The organism is Streptococcus sp. SP8 (assembly GCF_030440045.1).
Taxonomy (GTDB): Bacteria; Bacillota; Bacilli; order Lactobacillales; family Streptococcaceae; genus Streptococcus; species Streptococcus parasanguinis_I.
In genome coordinates this window covers 23,179-38,501 of the sequence record NZ_JAQFJL010000010.1, presented here as the reverse complement: position 1 = coordinate 38,501, position 15,323 = coordinate 23,179, and the positions used below count along the sequence as shown (strand labels likewise).

Sequence of the window (15,323 nt, the reverse complement as noted above, 5' to 3'; positions counted from 1 at the left end):
GAAACACCACCAACAGAATCGTTCGGGATGCTCTCTATTTTCTTCTTTCATTATACCATCACTTGGAAGCTTCCGGACAATCAAAGCTAAAAATTCTTCCAAATATTCGGACTTTCCTAGTCACGATAAAATTTTCAGAAAATTCAACTTTTTTCTTTACAAGCCAAAAAAAGTCTGCTATAATGATCCATGTAATAAAACATGACATTGTTTGTCAACTGTCTCAAAACCAATCCCCTAGCGGGTTTGCTGGTTTTCGTTTCATTCAAAAAGGAGAATTAACATGACAACTGCTAAAGAATATATCCAAAGCACTTTCGAAACTGTAAAAGCTCGTAACGGCCACGAAGCTGAATTCCTTCAAGCTGTTGAAGAGTTCCTCAGCACTTTGGAACCTGTTTTTGAAAAACATCCTGAATACATCGAAGAAAACATTTTGGCTCGTATTACAGAACCTGAACGCGTAATTTCTTTCCGTGTTCCTTGGGTTGACCGTGAAGGAAACATCCAAGTAAACCGTGGTTACCGTGTTCAATTCAACTCTGCTGTAGGTCCTTACAAAGGTGGTCTTCGTTTCCACCCAACTGTTAACCAAGGGATCTTGAAATTCCTCGGTTTCGAACAAATCTTCAAAAACGTCTTGACTGGTCTTCCTATCGGTGGTGGTAAAGGTGGATCTGACTTCGATCCTAAAGGAAAAACAGACGCTGAAGTAATGCGTTTCTGCCAAAGCTTCATGACTGAATTGCAAAAACACATCGGTCCTTCTCTTGATGTTCCAGCTGGTGATATCGGGGTTGGTGGACGTGAAATCGGATACCTTTATGGTCAATACAAACGCCTTCGCCAATTTGATGCTGGTGTCTTGACTGGTAAACCTCTTGGTTTCGGTGGTAGCTTGATCCGTCCAGAAGCAACTGGTTATGGTTTGGTTTACTATACGGAAGAAATGCTCAAAGCCAACGGCGACAGCTTTGCTGGTAAGAAAGTCGTGATCTCAGGTTCTGGTAACGTTGCTCAATACGCTCTTCAAAAAGCAACTGAACTTGGTGCAACTGTTATCTCTGTATCTGACTCAAACGGTTACGTGATCGACGAAAACGGTATTGACTTCGACCTTCTTACAGACGTCAAAGAAAAACGTCGTGCACGTTTGACTGAATACGCTGCTGAAAAACCAACTGCTACTTACTACGAAGGTTCTGTATGGACTTATGCTGGTAACTATGACATCGCTCTTCCATGTGCAACTCAAAACGAAATTGATGGCGATGCTGCAAAACGTTTGGTCGCTCAAGGTGTGAAAGTTGTCTCTGAAGGAGCAAACATGCCAAGTAACATCGATGCCATCAACGTATACAAAGAAAATGGTATCCTTTACGGACCTGCTAAAGCAGCCAATGCTGGTGGAGTTGCTGTATCTGCTCTTGAAATGAGCCAAAACAGCCAACGTCTTTCATGGACACGCGAAGAAGTGGACGGACGTTTGAAAGACATCATGACCAACATCTTCAATACTGCTAAAACAACTGCAGAAACTTACGGACTTGGTAAAGATTACCTTGCAGGTGCCAACATCGCTGCCTTTGAAAATGTTGCAAATGCGATGATTGCACAAGGTCTTGTATAATCAATCGATATTTTTCTTTAAGGCCTTCGGGTCAAAGCCTCTCAACTCCTGAATCCAGTGTGTTTCGGGAGTTTTTTTATATCTAAAAGCCTCTGTCAAGACACCCCGTCCCAAGTGAGGAAAGCCATTTTTTAGATAAGGAACTCGACCGTCTCTAATGGGGAGATTTGAGCCTTCTATTTTTCTGTATCTTTTTCTAAAAAAATTTTATTTTTTTTACTTTACCCCCTTGCATTTTTAATAAATTAGTATTAAACTATAGCAAAAGGAGGTGTGCTTATGTTTCTTTTAGCTCAAGAAAAATCAGATACGATCGAATTCATTAAGTCTGAATTGGTCCAATTACTCTCCAATATGCGACAAGAAATCGCAGCTAGCCGTCAATCACAGACCGGCGCAGCTTGCCATCATATTGAATATTGCATGGACAAGATCCAAAGGGCAAAAAGTTCCGTAGCCATTGCCCTCCCGATCGAATCCTTAAATCTTGAAATCACGACGATGCTACGCCAGCAACTCATCGTCTTGCCACCAGAGGCTCGAAAAAATTGGGACCAGATTAAAAAGCTGGATTTCAAATACTGCCACTTAAAATAGACCAAAAAAGAGAGTGGGACAGAAATCGATAATTCGTTAGAATTCGATTTCGTCGTCCCACCTACTCAACCACTGCGTCTTGCTCGACAATCTAAAAATAATTGAGAAGCTAGGACTTTTGTCCCAGCCTCTTTTTTGTATTACATGATCCCGTTCTTTCCTGTCGGTAGGCTAATCCCTGCTTCCATCAAGGCATCATGGTAGAGTTTATAGTAGGTATGATAGACAGTCGTCTGGGTTCCATTTTGCGCAGTCATCGCAATTCGGAAGGAATAACGACCATTTTTTTCGATCTGTGGGCCTAAAATCGTAGGACCTGTCAACACCTCTGGGTGTTTATCTTGTTCAGACTGATTAACCTGAGCAATCACCTGATAGATCTTGTCGAGATCGGTATTTGCATCTAGCGGAATATCGATCAGCACGCGCATATCACCACGTGAGAGATTGCTGACGACGGTGATGTTGCGATTCGGGACAAAATGGAGAGTTCCATCAAAGTCCCGCACCTGGGTCGTGCGAATCCCGACACTGCTGACGATGCCGGCAATATTAATAGACCCATTCGTGAGACGAACATTGTCTCCCACGTCCAACTGGCGTTCTAAAAGGATGAAGAAACCATTGACCAAATCGGAAAGAAAACCCTGGGCTCCCATCCCAATCGCCACCCCAGCAATCCCAGCACCAGCCAAGAGACTAGAGACCGGAAGACCTAGAATCGACAAAATCCAGTAGATCAATATGAAATACAAACAATAGTTTAAAAGGCTCTCAACCAAACGGAGAATCGTATTTTTACGGGCTTCATCCTGCACCGTATACTTAAAGGATGGGGTTAATATCCGCTTAACCAGGCTATGGATGACCTTTTTAGCAATAAAAAATAAAAGAAAGACAAAAATCAGAGAGATACATTTTGATATCAGATCATCAAAAATCTTCGTCCAGTCTATTTTACTGAAATAACGTTGGAAAGCTTGACTCATTTATTCGGGCCTTTCTATCAAAGAATAGTATGATTATATCAAATATTCGGAAATAAGGCTATTTTTTGAAAATTTCATTGCTTTTCCCCCCTAACTATCGTATAATATTCCTTAATTATTTTTTAAGGAGGTCCTACATGATTCATCGATTGATTACCACTTGGAATAAAACCAACCTTATGAAAAGGATCGCAATCGGGATTGTACTTGGTGTTATCCTAGCCCTTATCTTCCCGAAAGCATCTGGCATTGGACTCTTAGGTCAGTTCTTTGTTGGAGGGCTCCGTGCGATCGCACCCCTTCTGGTCTTTGCGCTTGTCGCAAACGCTCTCTCCCAACACCAAAAAGGGACAGAGACCAATATGAAAAAGGTCATCGTCCTCTATCTCCTAGGAACCTTTGCAGCTGCCTTCGTCGCTGTTTTGGTCAATTACATCTTCCCAATCACCATTACCCTGACTGGAAAGGCCGCTGAAGGATCCTCTCCAAACGGGATTGGCGAAGTGATTAGTAACCTCTTGCTCAAGATCGTCGACAACCCGGTCAACGCCTTGCAGCAAGCTAACTACATTGGAATCCTTTCTTGGGCAACTGTCTTTGGGATCGCCATGAGAGAAGCGAGCGAACATAGTAAAGACCTCCTACAAACCCTAGCAGACATCACTTCAAAAATTGTTGAGTGGATTGTCAACCTAGCTCCATTTGGGATCTTAGGCTTGGTCTTCACGACCATCGCTGGCCAAGGACTCAGTGCCCTTAGCAACTACGGGATTCTCTTACTTGTTTTGGTTGGTACCATGGCTTTTGTAGCCCTGGTCATCAATCCATTGATCGTCTTTTTCATGATTCGCAAGAACCCTTATCCCCTTGTTTTTAAATGCCTCCGTGTCAGTGGGGTAACAGCCTTCTTCACCAGAAGTTCTGCAGCCAACATCCCTGTCAACATGCGTCTCTGTGAAGAATTGGGGCTGAATCCAGATACCTACTCTGTTTCTATCCCTCTTGGATCTACCATTAACATGGCAGGTGCAGCGGTAACTATCAATACCTTAACCCTTGCAGCAGCCAATACTTTAGGGATTCAGGTTGACTTTGGAACAGCGCTTATCCTCAGTGTTGTGGCAGCCATCTCAGCCTGCGGGGCATCCGGAGTTGCGGGAGGATCTCTCCTTCTCATCCCTGTTGCTTGTAGCCTCTTTGGCATCACCAATGATTTGGCCATGCAAGTCGTCAGTGTCGGCTTTATCATCGGGGTCATTCAAGACTCTTGCGAAACAGCTCTCAACTCTTCGACAGATGTGCTCTTCACTGCTATCGCAGAAATGAGCAGCTGGCCAAAAGAAAAACGCTATTAAAAGATCCTATCTCAAATAGACTAGAAAACCCAGACCTCGCGATCTGGGTTTTCTTATTTCTTAAAGTAGCGTTTGCTTTCTTTGATAATGACAGGTGACAGAGCTAGTAGGGCAATCAAGTTGGGCAGAGCCATAAGCCCATTAACGATATCCGCAATGACCCAGACCAGATCTAATTTTAGGAAACCACCTAGTCCAACCATTAAGACAAAGAAGATCCGGTAAAGATTGATATGTTTGACACCAAATAGGAATTCTAAACACCGTTCCCCGTAGTAAGACCATCCAAGAATGGTCGTTGTCGCAAAAAGCACCAAGCACAGCGTTAAGATAATGCCTCCAACCGGGCCAAAGACACCTGTAAACGTATCCTGAGTCAAGGTACTCGTGCTGCCCTTTGCCATCCACTCACCTGAAACCAAGAGCGAAAGTCCTGTCAAACTACAGATGATAATAGTATCAATAAAGGTCCCTGTCATCGAGATCAAGCCCTGCTCGACAGGTTCATTGGTCTTCGCTGCGGCTGCTGCAATGGGTGCTGATCCAAGCCCCGATTCATTGGAGAAAACTCCACGCGCCACCCCTTTTTGGATAGCCATTTTGACCGTTGCTCCTGCGAAACCTCCCATGGCTGCAGTCCCTGTAAAAGCACCCGAAAAGACCGATTTCAAGGCTGGAAGCAATTGGTCCAGATGCAAGGCAATGATCGTGACAGTCGCAAAGATATAGGCAGCAGCCATAAAAGGAACTACTTTTTCAGAGACTTTGGAAATCCAGTGAATCCCACCAAAAATGATGGTCGAAACCACTAGCGCAATCACTACACTAGCCACTTCTGGAGCCGTTCCAAAACTCGCTTGGAGAGATCCCGTGATGGAATTGACCTGGGTCATGGTTCCGATCCCAAAGAGGGCTACCAACACTCCTGCAACCGCAAAGAAAATAGCCAGTGGTCGCCACTTCTCTCCCATCCCGTGAAGAATGTAGTACATCGGACCACCTGAGATATGACCGTTGTCATCCTTGGTCCGATAACGAATGGCTAAGAGTCCTTCTGCATACTTGGTCGCCATTCCAAAGAAGGCTGCCATCCACATCCAAAAGAGGGCACCTGGGCCACCTGTCTGAATCGCTGTAGCCACCCCTACAATATTCCCCGTCCCTACAGTAGCCGCTAGAGCTGTCGCAAGGGCTCCGAAACTCGAGATATCCCCGTGTCCCTCATCTTCTGTAAAGATCAAGCGAAAAGCTTTTGGAAGGTAGCGTATCTGAAGCAAACCCAAACGAAGGGTCAGGTAGATCCCTGTTCCTACCAAGAGCACCAACAGCGGGGCGCCCCACACTAGATTATCGAGCTGCTGAAAAAACTGCAATACATGATCCATTTTCTGTCTCCTTTTTCATCGACCGCTCGACAGAAAAGAGAAAAAGAAAGAGCACATGTTAAACATGTACTCTGGTCCTGCTTAAAATAGGGGACTTCCCCTATCTTTCGCTCTGTCCTTTTACCTGAGAGTTTGAGTAGATACATCTTCTACCTTGCCCCTTCGGTGCCATTTCTGGTCTCTCCAGAGTTCCGTCCATTCACAGTCACTCACGCTCCTGCAAACTTCATTCGGTCGTATGTAATTTTCTCTATTTTAATCGATTTTCAAAAGCTTGTCAATCATTTCTGAAAATATCTTGTAAACTACCTGAAAATACACGGTTTTTAATCACTCAAGGAGAAGTGATTGGTCATGAGGTTGCTAGCATCGAGCAAAATCTTGTCCAAGAGTTGATCTGTCGCTTCCTGGATTTGATCACTCATGGCTTGGTTTTCCGCCTCAAAATCAACAGTTTCACCTGTGGCAAGTGCACGATCGACTTTATTGATGCGCGCATGTCCCCAGGCCATTGTCGTTTCTTGGTAATCGTCCAAATCACCAACATGGTGAGCATAGTGAGGGTCAGCTAGTCCCGCAATAATCCGGTTGGCCCAGTAGAAGGAATCCGTAGTTACCTTAGCCGTCGTATTGGCAAAGTAGCCTGGCGTTGTATCCACTTGGGTAAAGAAAGGAACAGCTGTATTGTATGGCATGGAGCCATAAGAAATCCATTGGATGCCTGTCGTTTCTTGTGGTTTATTGGGACGCAATTGTAAAATCGCTGTCTGGCTGGTCCGGTTGATCCCGATCGTCCGGAAGGTCCGCTGACTCACGTGATCTCCTTCAGGACCATAAGGATCGTAGATAGTGTCTTGGTAGTGGTTGCTCAAGACATATTTGACATCTTCAATCGTTACCTTACGATAAGGTTTTTGACACCAAGGAATCTCAAAACTCCGTGGATCCTGCTCGATTTCAGGATTGAGGAAACGCTGGATGGCCCAAGCCCGCGGTGTATTGTAGTGACGATCCTTGTCTTTTTGGCTACCAAAGGCATAGCGTGGATTAAAGCCTTTCCCTTCTTGATCCAGAATCAAATGGTGCTCTGTGACAAAACGTTCAAGATCCGAGTCACAAAGAAACTCATCTGGATTGCCAAATTCAAAATAATCACTTCCCAGCTGGTTCGGGTTGGTCACATAGGCATCATCAGGGACACGACGCGCCATCCAATGGTGACCTCCGATGGTTTCCAACCACCAGATTTCATTCACATCTGAAATCGCGATCCCGTTAGACTCATAGGTTCCGTACTCTTCCAAGATCTTTCCGAGACGCAAGACCCCTTCGCGGGCTGTCTTGACATAGGGCAAGACCAAGGTCAGCATGTCTTCCTCACCAATGCCACTCTCTACAAGAGGATCTGCCCCTAGCACACGGCTATTGGTCGTAATGGTCTCTGTCTCACTCATGGCTACATTATAGACATTGATCCCAGCTTCTCCCCAGATCCCGTCTTTAGGAATGGCATCTGGAACCGCTGTATAGCGAACTGGATTATCTGGTAAGTCGATTTCAAAAGTTGATAATACCGACTTGTAATGACGCGGTTGATCTTCTGGTTTGACCACGATCAACTTCTTGGGCGTAAAAACGCCATTTTGAGAATCCTCTGTTCGTGCTACAATGGTCGAACCATCATAGCTAGCATTTTTTCCGACTAGAATCGTTGTACACGAATCTGCACTTTCACGTTTACGCATGCGTATCCTCCCAAATCATTCATTGCCTCTATTATAGCACTTTTAAAAAGGAGGACCTACTGAAAATCAGATTTAAAAGCGAATCCTTTTCAACAACTTTCAAATATTTTCATTTTATAAAAATTTAAAAAACCTAGCTGATAAACAGCCAGGGTTTAACTTATCCTTTAAACGTAACAATGGTTGCGCCACTTCCACCTGCATTTTGGGGGGCATATTCAAAACTTTTGACGTGTTTGTTGCGGCGGAGATACTTGGTCACCCCTTCACGGATGACACCCGTCCCGATCCCGTGGATGATATCGACTTGGGCCATGTTGTTGAGCAGGGCCTGATCGATAAAGCCATCTAGCTCTTGCATGGCCTCTTCATAGCGTTTCCCACGGAGGTCTAGACGCGCTCTCGGCCCACTCGTGTTCGAGCGTTTGACGACATTCACTTGGCGTTTCTTAGGTTGAGTCGCTTCTTTTTCAGCCTTGATGAGGTTGAATTCTTTTTCTTTCAAGGTCATCTTGATCAAGCCGACTTGCGCCTCCCAGCGACCATCTTTGAGTTGCTTGACCAGGGTTCCGCGTTGGCCATAGCTGATAACCAAGATTTCATCTCCCACCTTAGGAGCACGCGCCTTTTTGGCTTTTTTCAAGACCTTGTTTTTAGAAAGGTCGACGGTTTCAGGCGCTAGTTTTTTCAACTGAGCCTTGGCTTCAATGATCTCATGTGGTTTTAACTGGGATTTAGCATGAAGCCCTTGAAGGATACGGTCACTCTCTGAGAGGGCCATGTCCACAATTTCCTTGGCTTCTTCTCTCGCCTTATTGAGCTCTGTTTCTCTCTCTCTGGTCAGTTCGTTATAGAGTTTTCGAAGAGCACGATTGAATTTGAGATTTTCTTGTTCGACCTCTTGAATGATATCCAAGCGCTTGCGACTTTCTAAGGTCTGCGCCTCCAATTTTTCAATAATCTGATTGACATCATTATCCGTATTGGTCATCTTCATGGCATCCTGGATAATGGTCTCAGACAAGCCCAAACGGCGGGCAATTTCAAAGGCATTGGAGCGACCAGGAACTCCTTGCATGAAGCGATAGGTTGGACGCAGACTCGCTGTGTCAAACTCCATGCTGGCATTTTGCACTCCTGCAGTCTCAATCCCGTAGGCCTTGAGCTCTGGATAGTGGGTTGTTGCCATGGTCTTAATTCCACGTAAGCGCAAGTCTTCTAGGATGGCAATAGCAAGGCCAGCCCCCTCTTGAGGATCGGTTCCAGCCCCCAACTCATCCAGAAGGATCAAGGAGGCGGTATCCACTTGATTCAAGATAGATACGATATTGGTCATATGACTGGAGAAGGTCGACAAGCTCTGCTCGATCGATTGTTCATCTCCAATATCTGCAAAGACCTGTGAGAAGATTCCCACACGACTACCTGGATCCGCTAGGATGGGAAGACCAGACTGGGCCATAATTTGCGCTAGTCCCAGCGTTTTTAGCATGATGGTTTTCCCCCCTGTATTGGGACCGGTAATCACGATTTCTGTCAAGTCCTCGGTAAAATGCAGGTCATTCGCGACGGCATTTTCAATCAAGGGATGACGTAGTTGCAAGAGCTGAATGGAACGATTGTTACTAACCTCTGGTACCACTGCCTTATAATCGCGCATAAACCGATACTTGGCCTTGATCAAGTCTAAGTGACCGATAATCCAAGCGTTATTTGCAATCTCTGCTGCATGAGGGCGCAGGGTGTCAGACAATTCCTCCAGAATCTGAATGATTTCATACCGTTCATCGGCCCGATGGTTGGCAATTTCTTCATTAAGATTGACGACTGCCCGAGGCTCGATATAAACGGTATTCCCGCTTGCTGAGATATCGTGGACCACCCCTGCAATTCGGTTACGATAGGTGTTTTTTACGGGTAGAACATTGCGGCCATTCCGACTAGCAATCACAGCATCCGCCAGCATATCGGCCTTGCTTTTCAGCAGGTCTTGTAGAATCTCTCTGACCTGGTGTTCATTTTCCTGGATTCGGCGACGAATTTTGGCCAATTTTTCACTGGCAAAAGACTCGACAAAGCCTCCTTCGTTGATAGCTTGAAGCCCACCTTGTAGGCGTGGTAAATCCACCAAGTTGTCAAAGAGGCGATTGAGCCTTTCCAGACGGACATTTTCCAAGTTGTCGTAGAAATCCTTGAGCTCATGTGTCACCCGAAGGACAGCTTTTAGCGCTAGTAATTCATCGATATTGAGGGCTGCCTCCATCTCCAAACGCTTGGCCACTGAACGGACATCTTGAATGGTCGATACTGCAAAGCGAGGCTCTTCCAAGAGGATCTGCTCCATATCTTCTAGCTCCATAAAGGCCGTTTCGATGCTTTCTTTTTTATCAGTTGGAGTAAGGGCTGCTAGCTCCATCTCCCCTTGTTCTGTCTGTAGATAAGGTTCAAAGAGTTGCTTGACCTTGTCAAACTCCAGAATATCTAAGATTTTTTTATTCATGTTTCTCCTACAAAAAAAGTGAGCGTCCTTCCTTGAATCGGACTTGTCTCACTCCTTTCTTCATTTTTGCTCCTTAAGCTCCGATAATCGCAGTCACCCACAAGTTGTGGAACAGGCTGGAACTGATCGGGGTATGAAGGATGATAAAGCGGATCAATCCACTTGCATTTAGTCTATTTTGGATGGAAGCCATGGGAACTGTTGAGAGAATAGTCAAGCCCATCTGGATCACCAAGAGGGTTATCACGACGGCGATCACACCCGCTCCAATTTGATACTTGCGATCCTCCAATTTTTCTGGCTGGGGAACCAAGTGCATAAAGATTCCAATCACGCGGCCGATCAAATAAACCAGCACAAAAATCAACACATAAGCTAACCCTGCATAAAAGATGTCATCTAATTGAAACAGGTAGCGGTTGGCATAAAAATAATTCACCGATTGCTGAGTGGGACTCGAAAAAGGAACCCATAGAGACAAAACCTTAGCCAGTCCCTTGTAGCTACCACCTGCAATCAAGAGGGCCACCAAGGTCACTAGAAAGTAATAGGACTGGAGGATGATGCCTCTTGCATAGCCAATATAAAAGCTCCATGCCAAAATCAATAAGATTAAGAAAGTTAACATGTATCTCCTCTTATTTAGATGATTTATCCTTTAAGTCGTCTAAAGCTTTGCGACGAAAATCATCTAGTTCTGTTTCCTTGTCGTCAAACTCAATCTCTCGATTCAGTTGCATGGACAAACTATTTACTGCCAATAAGATCGCGATGGTTTCATCGTCAGCCTCTGGCATTTGTTCCTTAATTGCTTGGTATTTTTCTTTCGCAACACGTTCGACTTCTTCCATAAACAAATTATCATGGTTGGTTGTTAAAGTGAGCGCTTTGTTTCCAAATGTAAATTTATATCTATTTAAGCTCGCCATAAAAATCACCTCACGGTATTATACCAAAAAAGGCTAGCTTTGTCAGTAGCAAAGCCCCTCTTCACAGGGATTTTCCAGTGGATTCTTTCTTTCTTTTTGCTCCCTCTCTCCCTGAATTTGTGGTACAATAGTGGTTATGGAAAGTATGACACTCACTCCAACACAGGAGCAAATCCTTGATTTTGTCCATACCTATCGCAGTTCTCTCACTCAAAGCAAGAACCCTCATATGGATTATTTCTTTCGACTAGAGGGAGCGACCGTTTCGATCTACAAGTCTGGAAAGGTCCTGCTCCAGGGCAATGACCTCACTCCTTACCTGAACTTTTTCGGGCAAGATGCTGGGAACCTTAAGCGTTCTACTTCATCTGCACGACAAGATCTAGCCATGATCGGAACCGATGAGGTCGGAAACGGCTCTTATTTTGGTGGACTCACCGTTGTCGCATCCTTTGTCACACCTGACCAGCACGACTGGCTCAAAAAGCTTGGTGTTGGTGATTCGAAGACCTTGGATGATCGAAAAATTCAACAATTGGCTCCTCTCCTTGAGGAAAATATCCAGCACCAAGCACTCTTATTGTCTCCAAAGAAGTACAATGAAGTCATCGCTTCTGGTTACAATGCTGTTTCGGTCAAAGTAGCCCTGCACAATCAGGCCATCTACCTTCTGTTAAATAAGGGAGTCCAAGCAGAGCGAATTGTGATCGATGCCTTTACAACTGCTAAAAACTACCAAAAATACGTAAAAGCTGAGAAAAATCAGGTCACGCAAGCCATTGAGTTGGAAGAAAAAGCCGAAAGCAAGTATCTAGCTGTGGCAGTTAGCTCCATCATCGCCCGCAATCTCTTCCTTCAAAATCTGGAAGATCTGGGCAAGGAACTGGGTTTTAATCTTCCTAGTGGAGCAGGAGCTAAATCAGACCAAGTGGCCGCTAAATTGCTTCAGACCTACGGGATGAAAGCTCTGGATTATTGTGCCAAACTCCATTTTAAAAACACAGAAAAAGCAAAGAAATTACTAGAAAGATAAGTCATGTCAAAAAGAAGTTCAAAACATACATCGAGCTCACCTGTGGTGAGATTCCTTAAAGAATGGGGCCTCTTCAGTATCATTGTTGGTCTCATCATCGCCTCTCGCATTTACCTCTGGGCTCCGGTCAAGGTAGATGGCCATTCGATGGATCCGACTCTGGCCGATAGCGAGTACCTCCTTGTGGTCAACCACCTCTCAATCGATCGTTTCGACATTGTTGTTGCCAGTGAAAAAGATGACGACGGCAAAACCAAGGACATCGTCAAGCGGGTCATCGGTCTTCCTGGAGATACCATCCAATATGATAACGATACCCTCTACATCAATGGGAAAAAGACCAATGAGCCTTATTTGAAAAACTATATCGCTCGTTTCAAAAAAGATAAATTGCAATCGACCTACACTGGAAAAGGCTTTGAAGAAAACGGAGAACTCTTCCGCCAATTGGCCAATACAGCTCAAGCCTTTACAGTGGACAAAGATGGCAATCCTAAATTTACTTTGAAGTTGCTTGACGATGAATATCTCTTACTTGGAGATGACCGGATCGTTTCAAAAGATAGCCGTCAGGTCGGAGCTTTCAAGAAAGAACAAATCAAGGGGCAAGCCGTCTTTAGACTATGGCCTATCTACCCTTTCAAAACTTATTAGTATAGATCAACAGACTGAGGCTGAGACAAGTATGTCCCAGCCTTGCTTTATAAAAAGGAAAGAAATGATGGAATATTATTTTTCTGGTACTATTGAGCGCATTATTTTTGAAAATCCCAGTAGTTTTTTTCGAATCCTCCTGCTCGACATTAGCGATACCGATGCCGAAGACTTTGATGATTTTGAGATTATTGTGACGGGCACCATGGCAGATATCATGGAAGGCGAAGACTACACCTTCTGGGGGGAGCTGGTCCATCATCCTAAATACGGAGAACAGCTCAAAATCAGTCGCTATGAACGGGCTAAACCCTCTAGCAAGGGCTTAGTGAAGTATTTTTCCAGCGATCACTTCAAGGGAATTGGTCTCAAAACAGCCCAAAAAATCGTGGATCTCTATGGAGAAGACACCATTGATAAAATCTTAGAAGCCCCTGAAAAATTAGAAGACATCACAGGCCTCTCCAAGAAAAACCGCCTAGCTTTTGTGGATAAACTCCGTCAGAATTACGGAACGGAGCGCATTCTCGCCCAACTAGCCAATTATGGCATTCCCAATAAACTAGCCTTTCAAATCCAGGATTTCTACAAGGAAGAAACGCTCCAGATCGTGGAGCAACAGCCCTACCAATTGGTGGAAGACATCCAAGGAATGGGCTTTAAAATTGCGGACCAACTGGCAGAAGAATTGGGCATCGCAAGTGACGCCCCCGAGCGTTTCCGCGCGGGTCTGATTCACAGTCTCTTCAGCTACTCTATCGAGACTGGAAATACCTATATTGAAGCCAAGGATCTCCTGCGCTATAGCATTGACCTTTTGGAATCAGCGCGTCCAGTAGAATTGGATCCCTCCACTGTCGCCCAAGAATTAGGCCACCTTATCGAGGAAGACAAGGTCCAAAACGTGGATACAAAGATCTTTGACAATAGCCTTTTCTTTGCGGAAGAAGGAATTCGTAGTCACATTGGTCGATTGCTGGAGAAAGGAAAGCAGACTTCATTTAACCCTGAAAAGATCAACCAGGCAATTAAAGAGGTTGAAAAAGATCTGGGGATTCACTACGATGCTATTCAAAAAGAGGCGATTCACCAGGCGATTCAAAACAAGGCCTTTATCCTCACTGGGGGACCGGGAACAGGAAAAACCACCGTTATCAATGGGATGATCAGTGTCTATGCCCAACTCCACCAGCTGGATCTGCGTAAGAAAAAAGACCTTCCGATCCTGCTGGCTGCCCCAACGGGACGGGCAGCTCGGCGCATGAATGAGCTGACAGGACTTCCGAGTGCCACCATCCACCGCCATTTGGGAATGACAGGAGATGATGATACCAGCCACTTAGAGGACTATCTAGATGCAGATTTTATCATTGTGGACGAGTTTTCCATGGTCGATACCTGGCTCGCTAATCAATTAGTCAGCAACATCGCAACCGATACCAAACTCTTGATTGTGGGAGATGCTGACCAATTACCATCCGTCAGTCCTGGACAAGTCCTAGCGGATCTCTTGCAGATCCCAAGCATCCCTCAGACCAAACTCGAACATATTTTCCGTCAGAGTGAAGATTCGACCATTGTCTCACTTGCAGGAGACATTCGCCAGGGTAAGCTTCCTCAAGATTTCACAGAACGAAAAGCCGATCGCTCATACTTCGAAGCTGGAAGCGAACACATCCCTAAGATGATCGAACAGATCACCTCTGCTGCCCTTCGCAGTCAGATCCCGGCTCGAGATATCCAAGTCTTGGCACCGATGTACAAGGGCCAGGCCGGCATTGACAACATCAATACACTCATGCAAGACCTTCTCAATCCAGCTGTCAAAGATCAGGTCGTCTTTGACACGCCAGACTGCCAATACCGCGATGGAGACAAGGTTATCCATCTGGTCAATGATGCAGAAAGCAATGTCTTTAATGGAGATATTGGCTACATTACCGATCTTCTCCCCGGAAAATATACAGAATCGAAGCAAGATGAATTGACTATCCAATTTGATGGCAATGAAATCGTCTACCCGCGCAATGAATGGTACAAGATTCGCTTAGCCTATGCGATGAGTATTCACAAATCGCAAGGAAGCGAATTTCCTGTGGTGATTTTACCCATTACGAATCAAAGCCACCGGATGTTGCAGCGTAATTTGATCTATACCGCCATCACGCGCTCTAAGAGCAAACTCATCCTCTTAGGAGAATACAGCGCCTTTGATTTCGCTACTAAAAATACAGGTACAGCGCGCAAGACCTATTTGGTTGAACGTTTCAAGGACCTGGACGGAGGCGAAGCAACCACAGACTATTCTTCATCCCTTGCAATGGCTTCTGCTACAGTCGAATCTGCACGAAGCAAGGAAGAAACTGTTGAAACGAAAGCAGAGACGTCTAAGCCTACTATCTATCGACTAACAGAAGACAATCTCCACACCATCTCGCCTATGATTGGACTAACAGAAGAAGAGATTGCAGCCTTTTTTGACATCAAAAAAGACGACTAGTGAATA

Annotated in this window: 12 protein-coding genes and 1 riboswitch; of the genes, 6 read left to right on the top strand and 6 right to left on the bottom strand. The window is 45.0% G+C overall.

What is annotated here, in order from left to right:
• The first annotated feature begins 283 nt into the window (after positions 1-283).
• On the top strand, positions 284-1,630 hold the full coding sequence (gene gdhA, locus PCY11_RS07540) for an NADP-specific glutamate dehydrogenase (protein WP_003004977.1): 1,347 nt from the start codon (positions 284-286) through the stop codon (positions 1,628-1,630).
• Between the two features lie 279 nt (positions 1,631-1,909).
• The gene (locus tag PCY11_RS07535) at positions 1,910-2,227 is read left to right on the top strand and encodes a hypothetical protein (protein WP_021153868.1); all 318 of its coding nucleotides are present in this window, start codon (positions 1,910-1,912) and stop codon (positions 2,225-2,227) included.
• A 140-nt stretch (positions 2,228-2,367) separates the two neighbouring features.
• On the opposite strand, the gene PCY11_RS07530 is transcribed toward PCY11_RS07535, so the two are convergent.
• Entirely contained in the window at positions 2,368-3,216 is an 849-nt protein-coding gene (locus PCY11_RS07530; protein WP_003008782.1) for a mechanosensitive ion channel family protein, read from the bottom strand.
• Positions 3,217-3,353: 137 nt separating this feature from the next.
• On the opposite strand from PCY11_RS07530, the gene sstT reads away from it, so the two are divergent.
• Positions 3,354-4,571, top strand: a complete 1,218-nt coding sequence (gene sstT, locus PCY11_RS07525; protein WP_301362653.1) for a serine/threonine transporter SstT — start codon at positions 3,354-3,356, stop codon at positions 4,569-4,571.
• Between the two features lie 53 nt (positions 4,572-4,624).
• Here the strand turns inward: sstT and PCY11_RS07520 are convergent, their stop codons facing one another.
• The 5 genes from PCY11_RS07520 to PCY11_RS07500 form a co-directional block, all read right to left on the bottom strand.
• Positions 4,625-5,956 (bottom strand): sodium:alanine symporter family protein, encoded by a 1,332-nt coding sequence (locus PCY11_RS07520; RefSeq protein WP_301362652.1) that lies wholly within the window; start codon positions 5,954-5,956, stop codon positions 4,625-4,627.
• Between the two features lie 102 nt (positions 5,957-6,058).
• A riboswitch (glycine riboswitch) is annotated at positions 6,059-6,153 on the bottom strand.
• Positions 6,154-6,282: 129 nt separating this feature from the next.
• Positions 6,283-7,701: a C69 family dipeptidase gene (locus tag PCY11_RS07515; protein ID WP_301362651.1), complete on the bottom strand. Its 1,419-nt coding sequence runs from the start codon at positions 7,699-7,701 to the stop codon at positions 6,283-6,285.
• A 160-nt stretch (positions 7,702-7,861) separates the two neighbouring features.
• Positions 7,862-10,201 carry an endonuclease MutS2 gene (locus PCY11_RS07510; RefSeq protein ID WP_049523315.1) on the bottom strand — a complete coding sequence of 780 codons (2,340 nt, stop codon included), beginning with the start codon at positions 10,199-10,201 and terminating at the stop codon, positions 7,862-7,864.
• Positions 10,202-10,274: 73 nt separating this feature from the next.
• Positions 10,275-10,829, bottom strand: coding sequence for a CvpA family protein (locus PCY11_RS07505; RefSeq protein ID WP_049506576.1), 555 nt, complete (start codon positions 10,827-10,829; stop codon positions 10,275-10,277).
• Positions 10,830-10,839: 10 nt separating this feature from the next.
• Positions 10,840-11,130 (bottom strand): hypothetical protein, encoded by a 291-nt coding sequence (locus PCY11_RS07500; protein WP_049471900.1) that lies wholly within the window; start codon positions 11,128-11,130, stop codon positions 10,840-10,842.
• A 136-nt stretch (positions 11,131-11,266) separates the two neighbouring features.
• Here PCY11_RS07500 and rnhC point away from each other — a divergent pair, with 136 nt between their 5' ends.
• The 3 genes from rnhC to PCY11_RS07485 all read left to right on the top strand — a co-directional run bounded on the left by rnhC (position 11,267) and on the right by PCY11_RS07485 (position 15,317).
• Complete coding sequence (rnhC, locus tag PCY11_RS07495; RefSeq protein WP_049506577.1) at positions 11,267-12,163, top strand: ribonuclease HIII; 897 nt, start codon at positions 11,267-11,269, stop codon at positions 12,161-12,163.
• A 3-nt stretch (positions 12,164-12,166) separates the two neighbouring features.
• Positions 12,167-12,817: a signal peptidase I gene (gene lepB / locus PCY11_RS07490; protein ID WP_014713905.1), complete on the top strand. Its 651-nt coding sequence runs from the start codon at positions 12,167-12,169 to the stop codon at positions 12,815-12,817.
• A 67-nt stretch (positions 12,818-12,884) separates the two neighbouring features.
• A complete protein-coding gene (locus tag PCY11_RS07485) occupies positions 12,885-15,317 on the top strand; it encodes an ATP-dependent RecD-like DNA helicase (RefSeq protein ID WP_049523317.1) in 2,433 nt (810 codons plus the stop codon).
• The last annotated feature ends 6 nt before the right edge of the window (positions 15,318-15,323 follow it).

What these genes read in the sequence shown, in the direction of transcription:
- gdhA (WP_003004977.1), top strand. Translation starts at nt 284, where the DNA reads ATGACAACTGCTAAAGAATATATCCAAAGCACTTTCGAAACTGTAAAA.
- PCY11_RS07535 (WP_021153868.1), top strand. Translation starts at nt 1,910, where the DNA reads ATGTTTCTTTTAGCTCAAGAAAAATCAGATACGATCGAATTCATTAAG.
- PCY11_RS07530 (WP_003008782.1), bottom strand. Translation starts at nt 3,216, where the DNA reads ATGAGTCAAGCTTTCCAACGTTATTTCAGTAAAATAGACTGGACGAAG.
- sstT (WP_301362653.1), top strand. Translation starts at nt 3,354, where the DNA reads ATGATTCATCGATTGATTACCACTTGGAATAAAACCAACCTTATGAAA.
- PCY11_RS07520 (WP_301362652.1), bottom strand. Translation starts at nt 5,956, where the DNA reads ATGGATCATGTATTGCAGTTTTTTCAGCAGCTCGATAATCTAGTGTGG.
- PCY11_RS07515 (WP_301362651.1), bottom strand. Translation starts at nt 7,701, where the DNA reads ATGCGTAAACGTGAAAGTGCAGATTCGTGTACAACGATTCTAGTCGGA.
- PCY11_RS07510 (WP_049523315.1), bottom strand. Translation starts at nt 10,201, where the DNA reads ATGAATAAAAAAATCTTAGATATTCTGGAGTTTGACAAGGTCAAGCAA.
- PCY11_RS07505 (WP_049506576.1), bottom strand. Translation starts at nt 10,829, where the DNA reads ATGTTAACTTTCTTAATCTTATTGATTTTGGCATGGAGCTTTTATATT.
- PCY11_RS07500 (WP_049471900.1), bottom strand. Translation starts at nt 11,130, where the DNA reads ATGGCGAGCTTAAATAGATATAAATTTACATTTGGAAACAAAGCGCTC.
- rnhC (WP_049506577.1), top strand. Translation starts at nt 11,267, where the DNA reads ATGGAAAGTATGACACTCACTCCAACACAGGAGCAAATCCTTGATTTT.
- lepB (WP_014713905.1), top strand. Translation starts at nt 12,167, where the DNA reads ATGTCAAAAAGAAGTTCAAAACATACATCGAGCTCACCTGTGGTGAGA.
- PCY11_RS07485 (WP_049523317.1), top strand. Translation starts at nt 12,885, where the DNA reads ATGGAATATTATTTTTCTGGTACTATTGAGCGCATTATTTTTGAAAAT.